The following is a 16,952-nucleotide window of genomic DNA, read 5'->3' as shown; positions in this document are numbered from 1 at the left end:
CACTTTGTTAAGTGGAAGGACCGGATGAGGCGGGCCGCCGCCGTCGCTTGCACGCGGCCGCTCGGACGCAGTGAGATCCGACGCTGGTGGTGGGCTTGGACCACGAATGCCCAACCGTTGAGCTTCTTAGGCCGCCTTCTTGATGGCGCCATCGAAGTTTTGTCGCGAGAGCCTGCTGTGGACAAAGTCTTCAAACGTGTTCGCACCAATCTCTCCACTAGAAGTCCGCCGCGTCAGTCTTCACGCGCACCAGACGTCGGTTGTCCCAGAGCCGCCGCAGATCGATCCTTCTGCAAAGCCCTCTCTAGGCTGGCTGCACGGGCCTGATCGCGAGTCATGACGCCTTCGATAACCGCCTCACAGTCGCTGAGGAACTCAGCGCTGGGACAATGTCCTTCTATCCGTGTGCTGGCAAGGGCCTGCTCGTGAAGGAAGCGGCGCCTGATCTTCTCAACGTCTCTCATGGAGTCGCCTTTCCGGAGTGGCCCATAGTCAGTTGCCTGGCACGGGCGAACGGTGTGCCGAAGATGCTGTCCAGGTAAGCGCCCTTGTCGCTCCCCATGAGCCAACGCACCACACAGCGGCGCATGCAAGCGGGCGCCGAGTACGTCAGGCAGCCCATTTCTTGCCTCGCATCGCGTACTCCACCGCCAGGTCGTACACGTTGTCGCACTTCTGCTTGAACGTCGTGCGGTCGTAGCTGTCCGGCAGGTCTGCGTCCAGCACGCGCTCGATCTCTGCCCTCACCTGCTTCTGCGTCTGTGCGCTTTGGTGCCAGTTCTGGATCAGCACCTTGGGCTGCTCCTCCACCAGGCGCTTCAGCAGATGCTTGGCCGCCAGCTTCACGCGCTGGGTCTCGTTCTGCGTCAGTGACTCCTTCTTCAGCAGGTCGAACAGTTCCAGCTCATCCTCGGTCAGCCCCTCGCGGATGTGCCGCTCGGCTTCTTCCTTCAGCTCCTGGGCGTAGGCGGTCAGCTCGTCGTAGTAGTTCTCGGTGGACGTGGCGCCGGAGTTGTAGGCGTCGATCACCTTCTGCAGCCGCTGGATGAAGTCGGTCCGGGTGCTGTTCTGCGCCAGCATCTCGGCCAGCTTGCGCTGCAGGAAGGCTTGCAGATCAGCAATCTGGATGTTCTTGAACGGCGCCTGCTTGAACTCCTCGCGCAGCTTCTCGACGTTGACTGTGCTCAGGTTCCAGGGCTTGCCGCGCTGCACGACCTTGTACTGCGCCTCGAACTCCTTGGCCGAGAAGGCCTCGGCCTTGTCCACCACCACGCTGGCGTCCAGCAGCGCCTCGATGCGCTGCACGGCGCTTCCGATGTCGGCCTGCTCGACGATGCTGTCCATCACGCCGCGCAGGTACTGGAAGGCCGACACCACACGGCCGAGCTTGCGGCCCAGCACCTCGGGCTTGCAGGCCTCGTACAGCGAGGAAATCGTGTTCTCGTAGACGTTGAAGGACTTGCGCTGCTCGTCGCTGGCCAGCAGCGTGTCGGCAAAGCCGTTGAACTGGCCCAGCTTGGTGAACACGTCGCCGCGGTCTAGCGCCTCATGAAGCGGCACGCCCTGGCTCTGGCAGTAGGACAGGCCTTGCTCGATGGCCTCGTCCAGCAGCGTGAACAAATGGCTCTTGTCCCGCACCGGCAGCTCGTCATCCTCGGGGCCGGCGGCGTAGTCGCGCAAGGCCTTCTTCATGCGGCGGAAGACGTTGTAGTAGTCCACGATCTCGCCGTGGCGCTTCTCGACGCCAAGGATCTTGTGGCCACTCACCCGATTGGCCCGCGCGATGGTCTGCATCAGCGTGTGGCCTTGCATGGGCTTGTCCAGGTACAGCGTGCTCACCGTCGGCGCGTCAAAGCCCGTCAGCCACATCGCGCAGACGAACACCAGTTGCAGCGGGTGTTCCGGGTCCTTGAAGTTGAACTCGATGTCGTGGCCGTGCTCGTCCAGCGCGTTCATGCGCTGGCGGTGCGGCTTGATGTCGAGGCCCTTCTTGGCGAACTTCTCTTCCTCGCCCGCTTCCTCGCTGACGATCACGGCCATCTGCACGGCGCTCATCCAGGCCTTGAGCTGCTTCAGGCGCTGGCGCTCCACGTCGTTGGTCGTGGAGGCGATGCGGCCGTTCAGTGTCTTGATCTCGGCCTTCCACAGCGCCTGCACCTTGTCGAACATCGTCACGGCGGTGAACTTGTCCACCGAGATGACGATGCCCTTGCCCAGGTAGCCCCGGCGGGGGAAGTGGTAGACGATGTCGCGAGCGATGGTGTCCAGCCGGTCCTCGCGCTTGACGACCTCCATCTCCTGCGCGAAGCGCTTCTCCAGCTTCTCCTGCGCCTCGCCGTCCAGGTTCTCGTCTTCCAGGATCGCGGCGAACTCCTCGCTCAGGTCGTCGTTCTGGATCAGCACCTCCGGCACGCGCTTTTCGTAGAACAGTGGCACCGTGGCGCCGTCTTCCACGCTCTGCTGGAAGTTGTACTCCGACACGTAGTCGCCGAACCAGGCATTGGTCTTGCGCTCCTGGCCCAGCAGCGGCGTGCCGGTGAAGGCCAGGAAGTTCGCGTTCGGCAGGCCGGCGCGCATGTTCTCGGCCAGGCCGGCGTACTGGGTACGGTGCGCCTCGTCCACGATGACGACGATGTCGTCCCGGTCGGACAGCAGTGGATAGTCCTTGCCCTTCTCGAAGCGGAACTTCTGGATCAGCGTGAACACCACGCGCTTGTTCTTGCCCAGCATCTCGCGCAGTTGCGCGCTGCCCTTGGGCCGCACATCGTCCTTGGGCGCTACCACGCCGGTGTGCAGGAAGTTTCGGTAAATCTGCCCGTCCAGGTCGTCCCGGTCGGTCACCACCACGAACGTGAAGTTGCCAGTCAGCTTGCGGAAGATCTTGCGGGTGTAGAACACCATCGAAAAGCTCTTGCCGGAGCCCTGGGTGTGCCAGAACACGCCCAGCTTGCCACCCAACTCGCGCCGGCGCCTGAACTGCTCGAAGGCGTTGTTCACGCCGATGAACTGGTGGTTCTGCGCGATGACCTTCTGCGTCTCGCGGTAGAACACGCAGAAGTTCTCCACGTAATCCAGCAGCCGCTCGGGCGTCAGCAGGCCCAGCACCACCCGCTCCACGCTCAGGGCCTGGGCGGCGATGGCCGGACGGTCCAGCTTCTCCTTCTCGTCATCCACCCGCAGCCAGGTGAAGAAGTGCTCCCACTGCGCGGTGATGCTGCCCAGCCGCGTCTCGATGCCATTGCTCAGCAGGCACAGCGCGTTGGCGGTGAAGAGCTGCGGGATCTCGGCCTTGTAGGTGGTCAGGTTGTCGTCAAAGGCCGCACGGAGCTTCACGTTGCTGTTCTTCAGCTCGATGAACACCAGCGGCAGGCCGTTCACGTACAGCAGCACGTCGGGCCGGCGGTAGCCATGCTCGCCGCGCACCCAGAGCTGGCTCACCGCCAGGTAGTGGTTGCGGCCGGTGCGCGGGTCGTGCGCGTCGAAGTCGATGACCTTCAGCCGCTCGGTCACCGTCTGCCCCGCCTGCGGCCCGGCGTCCGGCTTGTAAGTCACCGGCACGCCGTCGCGGATCAGGGCATCCATCTCCCGGTTGGCCGCCACCAGGCTCATCGCCGTGCGAGGCTGCACCAGTTGGGCCAGGGCCTGGTCCACCGCGTGGGCCGGGGCCTGCGGGTTCAGCCGCTCCAGCGCCGCGCGCACGCGGTCGGCCAGGATGACCTCGCGCTTGTCGGCGCGGCCGGAGCCGTCGTTCAGGTCATCGGGCTGGGCCGTGAAGCAGTTCAGTGCATCGAAGCCGCACAGGTGCTGCAGCCGCTGCAGCAGGGCCTGCTCGATATCGTCCTCGCTGATGAAATTCTTCGCGGCGGCCACGGCACCTCCCTGGTGTTGCCGGTTGTGGAGAAGAAGACCTGCTAACGGGCTATCGCCTCACGCGGCGCGGCCTCTGCGGGCGGCGGCTGCATGCTGGGCGGGAACTGGATGTCTAGCGCGTCGACGCGGAGTTTGCCGGAGATCAGGCGGGGCAAAAGCGCATCACGACTCTTGGCAAGTAGGAGATTCTGTTTCGCCAGAACCAGCCGCTGGTCCAGGAATTGGTTCAATAGCTCCAGTTGAGGGTTCAATGAATCCGGCGGGACCAGCAGCCTGATCGCGTTGAGATGCTTGGCTCCAAGGTGGCCGACTGTCGCGCCAACAATCGTCTGCTGATAGTGCGATATGGGCGCTCTCAGGGCATGGGCCGCATACGCGCGCAGCCGCTCCTGCTTCGCAGCGACGCGGCAGGTCCGTTGAACGAGATAGGCGTCCTCAGCGATCCAATGATTCATGTGGAATTCGCCATCCATGCCGATGAGGAGATCGCCGGCTCGCACGACGTACTTGTCATCAGCAATCTCATCCGTGTAGGTCTTAGAGTCGCCTGCAAGGACGTCACGGATGCGGATGATCTTCTTGCCCACCTCCAGCTCAGAGAACCGATCACCGGCGAAGGTGAAGCCATACGTGATCGAAGCCAGTTTGGGCAGTTCGACGTATGTCCAGCCGTCGGGTGGATTCACCCGGCTTACGCCGTTTGCGGCGCCAGGAAACCGCATCCGCACAAACCACTCGCGGTAGATCTCTTCGGCCGTGGACTCCAGCAAGGCGATGCGGCGCTGGTTATTGGCGATCAGGTCGTCATAGCACGCTAGGAACGCCGCAATGCCTTCTTGTTCATCCAATGGCGGAACGGGTACTTCTAATTGACCCAGCAGTCCCTGGTTGAGGTTGTTGATGTTGGTCCCGCCGCCAGAGCCGCTGAGGGTCTTGCGAATGAGATCGGACTTGAACAGGTACGCATAAAACCTCGGACTGATTGGCGCCCCCTCTCGGAAGCGGAGGCGAATCGTGAAGCCTGAGTGCGACACGGGCTCGCGGAGCCCCGTGATTAGCAAGCTGCGCCCGATCAGTTCTCTGTTGCCGTTTGATCTGACGAACAGGATGTCGTTCTCAGCCAGCAGATCTACGTCACGCACAACCCCTCGCGGATCCACCTCGTCGAGCGTCTCGTAGTCCGGGAACATGCGACTGCCGAAGTCCGAGACGCCGATGATCTTGGTGCCCCTGCCCCAACTGGTGCCGGGGAAGTTCAGGCCGTTCTTAAACGTGGCCAGGGTTTCAAGGCGAACAATGGGCCAATTGCTCAAGCCGCCTCCAGCAACTGCGTCAGGTTCTCGGCGATAGCTTTTGCCAGAACGTCAGCGTCTTGGTTCAGCCGTTCAAGTTCAACGGCTTGCTCTGCAAGGCTCGCCAGGAAGTCGGCCTCACTGCAGCCATCCTCCTCAATCACCACGCCCACATACCGCCCCGGGTTCAGCGACCAATCCTGCTCGGCAATCTCCTCGCGGCTGGCCAGCTTGCACAGGCCGGTGACGTCTTCGTAGGCGGCCTGGGGGAAGCGCTCCTGCAGCCAGCTCACATGCTGGTAGTACAGCTCGGCGGCCTTCAGTTCGTCATGAAGGGCCTGCACCGCCGCTTTCACGCCCTTGGTCTGGCGGTTGGCGGTGGCGCGCTTGCCGTCTGCTTTGGCGGCCTCGGCCTTGCGCTTGTCCATTTCGCGGATGGCCTTGTCCAGCGCCTTCACCGCCGCGTGCAGGCCGGTGAAGAAGGGTGTGAACTGGTCGCGCAGCAGGTGCTGGGCTTGGTTGCGGTCCTCCACGCTGTGCTTCTGGCCGCGGGTGCGTTCGTGCTGGTCTTGGGCCTGCGCCAGCGCGGTGAGCTGGCCCCACTGGGCTTGCAGCGCGGCGATGGCGTCGCGCGCGGCCTGGCTGGTTTGGGCATCGGCCGCTTCCTCGGCCAGCACGTCCAGCAGGCGTTCGCTCAGGGCGGGCAAGTGCTCGGCGGCTTCCTTGAGCTGCGCCATGCCTTGGTGCAGGTAGCGGTCCACCTGGTCCACGAACTCCTGGCGGCGGCCCTTGTGCAGGCGGGGGATGAGGGCGATGTTTTGGATCTGCGCGTCGCTCAGCTCGCGGTGGGCGCGGTCCATCTGCGTGAAGATGTTCCGGGCGTCGATGAACAGCACCTTGTCGTCCGTTTTGCCCTTGTCGAAGAACCACAGCGTGGCCGGCAGCGTGACGGTGTAGAACAGGTTGGACGGCAGCGTGAGCATGCCGTAGATCAGGTTCTGCTCGATGAGCGTGCGGCGGATGTCGGCCTCGGAGTGGCGCGCATCGCTGGCCGAGTTGGCCATCACCAGCGCGGCTCGGCCGCCGGGCTTCAGCGATGTGGCAAAGAGGTTGATCCAGAGGTAGTTGCCGTTGGGCACGGTCTCGACGGCTTTTTCCTTGCCGTCTTTGCCGCCCGCCGCTTTGGCCTTGGTCTTGTTGCGCGGCACGCCGTAGGTGTTGAAGCGGCGGTCCTTCTCCACGGCGTCCAGCGTCACGTCGTCCACGTTGAAAGGCGGGTTGGCCATCACGTAGTCGAAGGCGCCGAAGGCGTTGAAGGGGTCTTCGTAGTAGGCGTTGGCCTGCTTGATGTCGCCGCGCAAGTTGTTCACGGCGAGGTTCATCTTGGCGAGCTTGACCGTCTCGAGCGTCTTCTCGGTGCCGCAGACGAACACGTCCAGGTCGGCCGCCTTGTCGGCCTGGTGTTGGTGGATGAAGTCGGCCGACTGCACGAACATGCCGCCCGAGCCGCAGGCGGGGTCGAACACCTTGCCGCCATGGGGCTCGATGATCTCGGTCATCAGCTTGACGACGGAGCGCGGCGTGAAGAACTCGCCGCCGCCCTGGCCCTCGCTGAGCGCGAAGTTGGCGAGGAAGTACTCGTAGATCTGGCCGAACACATCGCCCGAGGCATCGACCGGGATGTCGGAGAACAGCTTCAGCAGATCCTTGGGGATGTGCTGGTTCTTGGGGCTTCGGGTGAAGCGGTCGTACTCCTCCTGCGGCAGCACACCCAGCAGCTCCGGCTTGGTGTTCTCAATGCTGGCCATCGCGGCGCGGATGGCTTTGGCGATGTTTTCCTTCTCGGGCAGGTTCAGCAGATAGTCGTAGCGGGCCTGGGGCTTCAGGTAGAAGCCGCATTTCTCGATGGCGATGTCCTGCTCGCTGCGCTCCCGGCGGGTGCCCTTGAGCTTCTGATATTCCTGGTCGATGGCCGCCTCGTGCTGACGGTACTTGTTGTCGGCGAACTTCAGGAAGATGAGACCCAGCACCGGCGTGCTGTACTCGCTGGCCTTGAGGTCGGAGTTGGCGCGGAGCTTGTCGGCTGCGGCCCAGAGGTCGGCTTCTAGTTTTTTGAGCTGGTCACGATTCATGCGCGGAATCGTAGTGGAGCGGTGAGGTTCGCCCCGGCTGCTTCTGTGCAACCGCCTGCGCTGACGGTGACCTGATCAGCGTGCTGACTTGCTGGACTGCTCGTACAGCCCGCGGGGCGCCCTGTTGCCGCCGGCAGTCTCTCGAGTAGCCCCATGAGCGCATCAGGTGCGCAGCGCCGCAGCCAGCTTACCTGCGTCTTGCATAACTTTCGAACATCAGAACGGGTGCAGGTCGGATTGGTCTGCATGAAGGCCTCGATCTCCTGGATGGCCACCTTCAATCTCGCTTGCTTCCTGCTAGCCGCACGCTCTTGCTGCCCCTGCTCACCCGCGTCGCGAAGATATCGCCGTACGGCGGTCATTGACACCCCGAGGGCCTTGGCCACTGCCCGCGCCGAGTGGTGGGTTTCCATGGCCGCCTTCAGCCGCGGGTCGACGTTCGCATTCGCTTCCGGCCATAGCAAGCCCTGACCGGTGGGGTCCCACACCGTGGCTTGCTCGGGATCATGCATAAGGCGTACTGCCACGTTGTCGCCAAGATCCGCAAAGACGGCCGCCCAAAGAAGCAACCACTTGACCGGATGAGCGACGCGAGTGCCGTGAATCAGGCCGTGTACCCATGCCCCATCGACGAGGGTCTCCATACCGGGCAGACCTTGGACGGCGTGAGCTACCGGCGTCGAAGCAAACCATGCGCGCAATCGGCCCACGGTGACCGCTTTGGTCGCAGGAATGACACTCTGGCTTCGCAATGCGGCCATCAAAGCCGCCGTCATGGCTCGTCGGTCGACCTGCACGCCACCCACCAAGCTGTTCGCAAGAGTCGCGACCGTTCTGAGAGCCCGCATCTCACCAGCCTCTCGCCGGCTTGCAATAGCAGCGATGCCGTCTGCAGGGGGCAGATGCCAGGCAGCCCGGGCCGGATCGTGCTCGCACAGCAGTTCGTCATGGTCAATGCAGACATAGACGCCGGGCAGCTGATGTGGAAGTCGCCAGCGCGCTTCGCCCCAGCGCGCTCGGTCCTGCTCGACGCATCGCTGACACCAACGCAATCCATCAACCGCCAAGCCAGATGCCCTCATGCCGAACTGCGAGGTCCACGCGACATTCGCTGCTCCCGAAGCTCTTTCAGTGAAGCTCGTGCGCAGGGCATCGGACAGAAACGGGAAGTACGCCGTCAGTGCGGTGCGTTGGAGGAGTACCGTGCGCAGATCACCCAGGCACTCGCCGGTCACCGCTACGAAGTGATGCAGCCCCGCGGGGGCGCAGCACTCGCGGTACGCGTGGGTAGCGCCGAAAAGCAGCGCGCTGGTTTGCCTGACTGTGGTCCCGCTCTGGCGGTGCATGCGTGCCGCCCAAGAGTACAAGGTCTCATCTCCCAGCCAGCTCGGCACGATGGCAAGCTTCTCAGTCAACATCAACCCGCTCCGCGTGTGGTGCTGGAGCGCCGAGGCGGCTTGGCGGCCTGTCCCTCAGTAGCTTCCTGAAGGTCACGGCATAGCCGGGCTTTTTCGTCTGGTTTGGCGCGGTCCTTTCTGGACATGCCTTGAGCTGTCCCGGCCAGCGGTGGTGCCGCTGGGGGCACCACCTGCGGGTCTGGTGCTTCCCGCACACTGGCCGCGGCCCAGTAGCGGCTGAGTTGTGCAACCGGCAGATCCTGAAACTGCATCAGCGCCTTGAGATCGCGATTCGCAAGCGCGGCATTTCGATCACGGACCATGGCGAAGCAAGGTGAACACCGGAACACCTCTTCGACGAAACGACTGTTGACCGACACCCGATTCCGCCGAAGTGCTGCTTCGAGAACCTCCATGCGAAGTCGGCACAGCTGCCGCGGCAAGCCACCGGTAAGCTGCCAAAGAAAGGCGGGCCAATCGGCGATCGCCGGGTACGCAGGAAGCGGTTCAAACTCCTCCTGCCCGCCCGCGAGAAGGGTCGCCCCCCAGATACCGGGAATCCAGATTCGTTGCCACACCGCGGTGTTTGGGCCAAGGGGCGGATTCAGCGTCAGCCAACCACCTTCTGAGAACCGGTCCGTGTCCTGTGCGTGGGTTTTGATCAGGTCAAAGGCCAGCGGGTTTCCGACCAGCACGACCGGTATTCCCCAGTTCAGGATCCGCAGGAAGAAGTTGAGGAACACCCGCGAGAAGGCTGCCAAGTTTTGTTCTTGCGCCTCCTCGATGACAAGCATCCCGCAGCGATGCTGGACCAGGAGATGCATGACGACAACGATGAGCCTTTCGACTCGGGCATTGGGTCCGGCATGTTTGATGGCGTAGGAAGTGCCAAGCGCTTCGTCCATTCCGCGCAGAAGGCCCGCCAAGAAGCCCAGGCGAGAGTGGTCAGCGGGCATAGGCACCCTCAGCCACACCAGATGCTTGAGGTACTGCATGCCCCACTGCCCTTGAGGGAAGTGCTCGACGACTTGTGGCAGCAGGCTCAGCGCGCGCTCGACGACATGCGACTTTCCGATACCGGTCAGACCTTCGATCACCATGCCTTGCGCCTGCACGGGCTGCCAGGGGATGCGTTCGACGCTGCCACCAAGCCACTGCGACGTCATGTTCACCCACCGCTGGTTCTGAGGCGCCATCGGGTTGCGGCGTTCCAGCTCGAAGTAGATGAGGTGCAACATGCGCTCAGCGACCAGCACGGCGTCTGGCGACGGTACGAAGGCATGGCGCAGTCTGGGTAAAGCGAGCAGCTTTTCAGCGACTGGAACGGCCGTCACGTCCGTCCCCTCGAACGGTTGATACCGCAGCCCTTGGACCAATGCCTCCCGGTTGGTGATCCAGGTGCGCAGAGAGCGAAGACCCTCAGCGTCGAGCAACGGGTTGGGCAGCGTCACCGCGGGTGGGGTAGCCAGCTCATCAGGGCTCTTCATACAGAGCGGCCGCCAGTTCAACAAGCGCATCGACAGGGTCAGCAGCGGCCACTGATGACGGAGTAGCAACGGCAGCTGCCACCCTTGCTTGCACGTCGGCTTCTGCAGCGATGGGTAGCGGTCGCGGCAACCCAGTCATGGCGGCCGCTTCGATCGCCGTGTTGACATTACGTCCGGCCTTCAGCTCGGTCTTCGTGGGTTTTCGATCCAGCCGCTTGATCTCCTCACGGAGTCGGGCGTCACCCTGTTTGACGGCGTTTCGTGTTGATGCTGCCTTGTTGACCCTGTGTTGTGTGTCTTGCACCCGGGATAGATATCCAGCGAGGCGGTTGTCAGCGCAGATCACCAGCCAGTCAAGCAAACAGAGCTTCTCCAGATCCGGGTCGTTGGAGCAAAGATCCAACCGCTGCAAGCCATCGATGTTCACCCATACCTTGCTGATGTCCGAGGGGTCCAGGTGAGCTTCGAGACGCCAGGAGCGCCTGCGCGCCTGTTCGAGGCGGCCGCTGGTCAGGAGCCAGCTGCTGCGATAGACCAGATCCGGTATCAACGCCTCATCGCGCCGAGACGGATTGAACAGGTGCAGCCCGTCGCCATGCATGACTGCCTTCAGGCGAGGCAAGCACCTGGCCTTCAGCAGGTCAACGTCCACCGCGGCAGAAGATACGTAGTGATGAGCCATCAGCCACTCCAACACCCCGCGCCGCGTTCGCTCGGTGAGGCCTTCGTACATCTCGATCTTCAATGGATCCACATACGCGACGTTGTTGTGATGCAGGATCTCGCCAATCAACAGATGCATGTAGTCATCAAAACGCAGCCGAGCGAACTGGCTCCGGTCTGGTTCGCCGCGACGTTTCCTGCGGCCAAGCGTCGATCCGGGCAAGGTGTGATCGATCGCCTTTTGTCGCTTGTGATGACCGGACTCGCTCGGTGCCTTGTTGATCGCGTCGTACACGGCGCCAAAGCTCGCTGACGATTCCATCTGTTCGATTTGGCATAGCGCTAGCGAGCCTTTGCCCTCACCGTTGTCCATGAGGAACGAGCTGAAGGCGGACGCATACCAATCCCGCGGCTCGATGTGATGCCCAAAGCGTGCGCAGAAGGCGACCTTGTCCGTAGCCGCGCTCAAGATGGCGAGCAAGGCGGTCGTAGCGCTGGGAGCCTCGAACCCAACATGGATCCCGAAGATGTAGTCGACACAGCCGCCCAGCACTTCAGTCCGCCACGGCGCACGGAGCAGCTTGACGGGCGAAGCAGCAGAGACCAACGTCTGGTCGGTCGATGTGCTGTCGATGAAGGCGACGCCGTTGGCAGTCTGGAATCGGCCGCGCATGCGTCCTATCCGTCGGAGGTATTCGCGCTTGCTTGCCGTCTCACCGCGCTCGATTTCGCTAGCCCGCAAGGATCCCGGTTCACGCGTCCCCCAGTAGCGAAACATGGCGGGCGTCACCGCCAGCGCGGCCGCTCCGAGCGCCACGTTGGACTGGGGTCCGTCCCATTGAACTGAATCAGCCAAGTAGAAGCACAGCGTCTCGGCCAGCGCACGCTTAGTAGAAACGCCGGGCTTCTTGAATTTCTGCCAACCTCTTTTGAGGGCCGTGCGTATCTCTGGCGGCACGCTGGCGAACGGGCGCTTGACCCCACCCCGGATCGCTCCGACAGAAGGGCGCCCGGTTTCGGCCTTGCTGAACCGTTGACGCCCCGGGCCGCCGCAGCGCCCGTACCACGGGAGCAAGGCGCGGCGGTTGCCCATGCCGAGCAGGTAGGCGTTCAACGCACGGCGGACTGCCACGGCAGATACGGCGAGCGCCTCTGATCGCCGCCGAATCAGCGTCGGCAAGCCAGGGTCAAAGACGATCTGTTCCAACGTCTTTCCTTGCACAAGCGGCTCGATCAGCTCGTAGGCGCGCTGCTCCCTAGAGAGCCATTTGGGCAACTGGTACCGCCGTCGCGCTCCACTGCCGTCCCCCAGTTGCTGCTGGAGCTGAGCATCAGTCCATAGCCAATGCGCTGGTGTCTTGAAGTCAAGCAGTTGCAGGCCGCTGCCGGTTGCGAGTAACTCGGCCAACTCTTTGGCCGACCGCATCTTCGGCGCCGGCACATAGTTGTCGATCTGCCCACTTTTCTTGATGCGAGGCATGGGAATCCAGCAGACCAGGTCATCCGCCAGGCTGATGCAGATCACGCGGCCTTCAACAACGGGCGCGCCGCCGGGCTTCATCCTGACCAGAGCCTTGCCTACCCACGCGGTACTCATGCCGCGTCACCCAGATATCGCTGCCGTACCGCGGCAAGGACCCGATCGCCGCCGCGCTGAGCTGGTTGCCGCATGCTGACCAGTCGAGAGAGATCGATATCGATGCGGTGCAGCCAAACTCCGATGCGCCAGAAAACGCCATCCATGCCGCCCGGAAGTTTGAGACGGCGACCTGCCGCGGTGATCGCTGCATGCAAGGGCATCGACCCGCTGAGGCGTTCAAACTCGCCGCAGTAGTCGGTGAGGCTCGATTGCTCTCTGAACCTGACCAGCTCCGAGCGAAGGGGACGATATGCAAGCAGGTTCTTGATCAGTACGTCGTTGAAGCCGGCACCACCTTCACGCACGTGCTTCGCCCCCACCGCCAGACAGTACAGCCGGTCCAGCTCCACGCGCTCCTGTGCTCGGTGGCTGCCCGAGTGAACCTGGTCGGGTTTGCAGCTCACGCCGAGGTAGGTGACACGCCCTCTGTCGGGAACCTGAAAAAGCATATCCAGCGAGCCGATGTAGGGGACGGTCGTTCCGATGAAGGTGCCGTGATCGATGCCGGCCGTGTCGGCGATTTCGATCAAGCCTGGGACGTCACTGCCATCTTCGCGCCAGGGGTGTGCATGGGGCGTTGGCCACATCGGCAGGCACTCTCGTATCTCGGTTGCACCCAAGTACGACATCAGGAGTGCGGTGTGGTGCTCCAGCTTGCTAAGGAAGTGGTGGTTGCGTGAGTGCACCGTGAGCGCTGCAAACACCATGTGGCTAACCGGACTCGAGAATCGTCGGGTGATCCGTATCCACGGCTGGTATTGATCGCCGCGGCCTTGACCTCGTCCATCGTTGATGGCGCGCTGGACCTGCGCCAGCTTTCGCTTGCTTTGGATCGAGGCGGCCTTGGCGGGCCGTTCATCGTCCTCTTTGAGGAGATATAGGTACGGTGCGCAGTAGCCACCGTCAAGGTGTGGTGCCTCGCAGAAGCGCTCTTTAAGAGATCCAAGCATGGGTCCGTCCACGTTCACGGCCTGCGGCGAGGCCCGGCAGCACGCAGTGCTTGCCGATGAAGGCGGAGACAAGATCAGCGCGCGACCGCTCGGCCACCAGCCTCGCGGCTGTCAATCAATTGACAACGCGATGCCAAGTTCGGTGGACCGATGGGTAGGCGTGGGTTCCTGTCCCGTTGACCTGGGGAGGGCTTGGCTAGAAAATGGATTTACACACGTTTTGGTTGTCTAGCCAGAACCTTCCCGGCGGGCCTTGGCCCGCCGTTCTTTTTGCTACGTCATGGCGTCCTCCGCGATAGGAAGCGGCGAAAGGGCCGTGCGCAGCATCACAGCGCTGTCGGCCAGCCGAGCCACATGCGTCAGCCAACCATCCCGCTGCGTACCTTCCATGTGATTCCAAGCAGTGAGCGTCTTGGATACCAGCAGGGCTTCTTCGCGAGAGGCGCCGGAACCCTCCACCTGGCTGACCAGACGGTCATGCCGGGCGGCCCATCGCAGCCGGTGAAGCTCTTCGTCGGTCAGCGACAGTCGCTGTGCGAGTAGGTCCAACCTGTCGTCGCTCAGTGGGCCTCGCGCGCCTTTCTCGGTAGCGCACAACACAGCAGCGTCGATGCCCAGGTCGAGCGCGACCGCTTTTTGAAGTAGGCCGCGACGTGTCCGAACGGCACGCAGCGCCTGCGGAAACTGACGTGGCGACGCGCTCACGCTGCACTCCATCTTGAACTCTCTGCGACAAGTTCTGATGGCCCAGATGCTAGGTCGGCACGCAAATCGGCGGAACACAGTCATGGCGTGGCCGCAGCGTCGTTTCCCGTCATGCGCAGCTGTTCCTATGTCTCAGGTACTTCTCCTATGAAGAGCGCGCGCTGCGCCACCTAGAGTCTGGCCAAACTCTCGTTTCCCGTCGTGCTCATCTCGGAAGTCGACACATACCGAGGCTCAACTTGGGTGGCTGATTTGCTGCAGGTCACCGGCTGCAAGACGCTCTACAGCCTCGCGCTGACGTTGGATCCTGAATCGGTGTGGAGGGACGCCGCCAATTCGGGCCACTTGTCGAAGTGGTACTTGTTCGATCAGGGCCGGATCCCGCGGCGCGATTTCGTGACCCGCATTGCGAGCAAGGCCCGCACGGCGAGCTTTGATGTGCTGCATCCGGTATGGCAGTACCTGCGCAGTCCCGGGCTGTCACCACGCAGTGTCCGAAGGCTTCGTGCTTCGATGGGGGACGCCTGGCGGCGAGCCTTCCGAGCCTTGCTCACGGCAAGTGCCGAGCAGCTTCGCTTTTGCCCGCCGCTCGTGGAGTGGCTAGGGCTGGCAAGCATGCCCTTCTGGGATGCCCTCATGCTGTTTGCGCTGGCTCGCGACGAGCGTCTGGCTGGATGTGATGACCCCGATCTAGAGGCGGCGTTCGCGGCCCTGCTGCTCGTGCTGCCGCTTTTGTATGCCTTCGAAAGGCTGTGGGGCATCTCGAGGTCGGATGCGGCGGCCTCCACCACCCGTCACTTAAACATCCTGGATCGATGTCTCAAGCTGAACACTGGACAGCCTAACCAACCGTGCTTCCCCGTTGCTGAACGCGCAGAGGCAGTTAACTGGCTCCGCTGGCAGATGGAGTTGCGTCGGCGACTAAATCGCCGGTCCCTGAGCACGCCAGCTTCCTGCATGCGCCTGACGATGGAATTTCTCGGCCCCAGATCGGCAGATACGGTCCGGTTCGCTCTGAGCCCCTATAGATCCGGAGACGCCCTCCCGGCTGCGAGATTCGTCGGCAAACCGGTTGACGAACCTGCTTGGTGCTGGGCGTGGCACAACATGGCCTTGGGGCGGTATCCAGCAGTCGCCGACAGCTACGAAGTCGAGCGGATTTGGCAGACGCGGTTGCGTCGGAAGGGATCAGCATGAGCGCGTCCATACCTTCGTTGCTGCCCAACGAGTTCATTGGCGGATACCTTAGCCGCCTGGCGACGTCCAGTGGCAAGGTCGAAAGCGGCGCAGGTGGCCATCGATTTGGCCGGCTGATGAGCGCGACGGGATTCGACGCAATGTCCGTCGTCTATGGTCACAGCTGCATCGCGTATGCCAGGTTCGTCAGCGCCACGTACGCAGGGACACCAACTCATCTGCAGGCTGATCTCAACACCAACCCCTACTTCCACATTCTCGGAACGGCGCCCAGCCTTGCCAGGTGTTGCGAGCTCTGCCTCAGGGATGACATAGAACTCTGGGGCTGTGGGTACTGGCGGCGCGATCACCAGCTTCCTGGGGTCGAGCTTTGCAATGCTCATCAGATCGAGTTAGTCGAACTGCCACGACCTGTCATGCGGACCCCGCTCACGTTCGCGACGCTTCGATCCAAGCTACCAAGCACCAGGCCCGTTACTGGCAATTCGGTACTCCGGCGGTTCGAGACCCTTACCAAGGTAGCTCTGACAAACTCTGGCGCTACACACCCACGCCAGATGGCTGACGCGCTTGCACGCCGAGCTGCTGATGCGGGCATCAGGGTGCGTGATCAGCGAAAAGGGCGCCGTCTTAGCGAGGTCGTCAGGGATCATGTACCCGCAACTTGGCTTTCGAGGCATTTCCGCGGGTTTACAGACACTCTGCCCGGATCGCGAGCTGACACGTTGGACGGCGTCTTCCGGGCTCGTAGCGCGACGTATCGCACGGCCTCGTACCTACTTGCGATGGCCTTACTCTGGGAGTGTCCGCAAGAGGCACTGGCGACCTGTGTGGGGCAGACTACCGACGGCGCCGATGTAATCAGAGATGCAGTGGGGCTCAGGGTATTGAAAGCCGTTCTCGCAGGTGAGTCAGTTCGGACGGCTTGCCGCAGGGAGCACGCAACCGCCTTGGACTTTGAGAATGCGTTGCGTCGGCTTCTGCCCCAAGGCATCGATGCTCCTGGCTCCTCACACGCTCTAGTACACGCTTATGCAGAGGGGAAACAACGGGCGTAGAAGCCGCTACACGGCGAGCTGCGCAGTACGGCGGTGCTGGGCAGCCAGTTCGGCAACCTAAGCAGGTCCGTATCGGTCGGCAGCTGTGCAGCGGGTGCGGTCCTTCGACTTGCCGATCTCAACGCCCGGAAGCGGCCGTTCAACGTTGGCGCTCAGCGGACGGCGAAGCCGTCCGCTGGAGCAAAGGGTTAAGGGGCCGCCGCACGAAGCGCTCTGACAAAACGGTTGGCGCCAGCGCGACTAAACGCGAAATCCTCAACCTGAGCCCGAAGAAGAAGGCCCTGTAGCTCGACGTAGCCAGGATCCTTTGGCTCAACAACCGAGATGCCGACTTCAACGTTCTCGTCAACAAGAGATAGCGCGATCCTCTTACTGCCAATTTCGCTGTCGATGTATATCCCTCGGGCAAAGGTGAACGTCGGCTCACTGTCGTGCCTCCAAGTAGTGTGAGTCTTGGTTCGAGTGATCTCCCCTCGAGGGTTGGCTGAACCGCCCCGGGTTTCGAGGAGGCTCAACACTCTGAGAGGATTGAGCCATGAGCAAGTCGAACAAGTTCTCGCCC

General features: G+C 62.6%; 11 protein-coding genes. 2 read left to right on the top strand and 9 right to left on the bottom strand.

The window, feature by feature from the left end; translation table 11 throughout:
* Positions 1-233: 233 nt before the first annotated feature.
* The 9 genes from AC1Q7O_RS25770 to AC1Q7O_RS25730 form a co-directional block, all read right to left on the bottom strand.
* Complete coding sequence (locus AC1Q7O_RS25770; protein WP_492662020.1) at positions 234-464, bottom strand: antitoxin VbhA family protein; 231 nt, start codon at positions 462-464, stop codon at positions 234-236.
* A 145-nt stretch (positions 465-609) separates the two neighbouring features.
* A complete protein-coding gene (locus AC1Q7O_RS25765; RefSeq protein ID WP_492662019.1) occupies positions 610-3,870 on the bottom strand; it encodes a type I restriction endonuclease subunit R in 3,261 nt (1,086 codons plus the stop codon).
* Between the two features lie 41 nt (positions 3,871-3,911).
* Positions 3,912-5,183, bottom strand: coding sequence for a restriction endonuclease subunit S (locus AC1Q7O_RS25760; protein ID WP_492662018.1), 1,272 nt, complete (start codon positions 5,181-5,183; stop codon positions 3,912-3,914).
* On the bottom strand, positions 5,180-7,294 hold the full coding sequence (locus tag AC1Q7O_RS25755) for a type I restriction-modification system subunit M (RefSeq protein WP_492662017.1): 2,115 nt from the start codon (positions 7,292-7,294) through the stop codon (positions 5,180-5,182). The genes AC1Q7O_RS25760 and AC1Q7O_RS25755 overlap by 4 nt, the downstream gene beginning before the upstream one ends.
* Complete coding sequence (locus tag AC1Q7O_RS25750; RefSeq protein ID WP_492662016.1) at positions 7,291-8,712, bottom strand: TniQ family protein; 1,422 nt, start codon at positions 8,710-8,712, stop codon at positions 7,291-7,293. Before AC1Q7O_RS25750 ends, AC1Q7O_RS25755 begins: the two co-directional genes overlap by 4 nt.
* A complete protein-coding gene (locus AC1Q7O_RS25745; RefSeq protein WP_492662015.1) occupies positions 8,712-10,142 on the bottom strand; it encodes an AAA family ATPase in 1,431 nt (476 codons plus the stop codon). The genes AC1Q7O_RS25750 and AC1Q7O_RS25745 overlap by 1 nt, the downstream gene beginning before the upstream one ends.
* Before the next feature lie 22 nt (positions 10,143-10,164).
* Complete coding sequence (locus tag AC1Q7O_RS25740; RefSeq protein ID WP_492662014.1) at positions 10,165-12,438, bottom strand: TnsB C-terminal domain-containing protein; 2,274 nt, start codon at positions 12,436-12,438, stop codon at positions 10,165-10,167.
* Positions 12,435-13,430, bottom strand: a complete 996-nt coding sequence (locus AC1Q7O_RS25735) for a hypothetical protein (protein ID WP_492662013.1) — start codon at positions 13,428-13,430, stop codon at positions 12,435-12,437. Before AC1Q7O_RS25735 ends, AC1Q7O_RS25740 begins: the two co-directional genes overlap by 4 nt.
* 273 nt (positions 13,431-13,703) lie before the next feature.
* Positions 13,704-14,135 carry a helix-turn-helix domain-containing protein gene (locus tag AC1Q7O_RS25730; RefSeq protein ID WP_492662012.1) on the bottom strand — a complete coding sequence of 144 codons (432 nt, stop codon included), beginning with the start codon at positions 14,133-14,135 and terminating at the stop codon, positions 13,704-13,706.
* A gap of 243 nt (positions 14,136-14,378) precedes the next feature.
* Between AC1Q7O_RS25730 and AC1Q7O_RS25725 the strand changes: the two genes are divergently transcribed.
* A complete protein-coding gene (locus AC1Q7O_RS25725) occupies positions 14,379-15,332 on the top strand; it encodes a hypothetical protein (RefSeq protein ID WP_492662011.1) in 954 nt (317 codons plus the stop codon).
* Positions 15,329-16,390 (top strand): TniQ family protein, encoded by a 1,062-nt coding sequence (locus AC1Q7O_RS25720; protein WP_492662010.1) that lies wholly within the window; start codon positions 15,329-15,331, stop codon positions 16,388-16,390. Before AC1Q7O_RS25725 ends, AC1Q7O_RS25720 begins: the two co-directional genes overlap by 4 nt.
* The last annotated feature ends 562 nt before the right edge of the window (positions 16,391-16,952 follow it).

Source organism: Roseateles sp. GW823-FHT07B05, assembly GCF_058794515.1.
Note: the sequence above shows the minus strand (reverse complement) of the source record. Positions and strands in the feature narration are given on the sequence as shown.

Coding starts and splice junctions, on each gene's coding strand:
- AC1Q7O_RS25770 (WP_492662020.1), bottom strand. CDS start 464: ATGAGAGACGTTGAGAAGATCAGGCGCCGCTTCCTTCACGAGCAGGCC.
- AC1Q7O_RS25755 (WP_492662017.1), bottom strand. CDS start 7,294: ATGAATCGTGACCAGCTCAAAAAACTAGAAGCCGACCTCTGGGCCGCA.
- AC1Q7O_RS25750 (WP_492662016.1), bottom strand. CDS start 8,712: ATGTTGACTGAGAAGCTTGCCATCGTGCCGAGCTGGCTGGGAGATGAG.
- AC1Q7O_RS25740 (WP_492662014.1), bottom strand. CDS start 12,438: ATGAGTACCGCGTGGGTAGGCAAGGCTCTGGTCAGGATGAAGCCCGGC.
- AC1Q7O_RS25735 (WP_492662013.1), bottom strand. CDS start 13,430: ATGCTTGGATCTCTTAAAGAGCGCTTCTGCGAGGCACCACACCTTGAC.
- AC1Q7O_RS25720 (WP_492662010.1), top strand. CDS start 15,329: ATGAGCGCGTCCATACCTTCGTTGCTGCCCAACGAGTTCATTGGCGGA.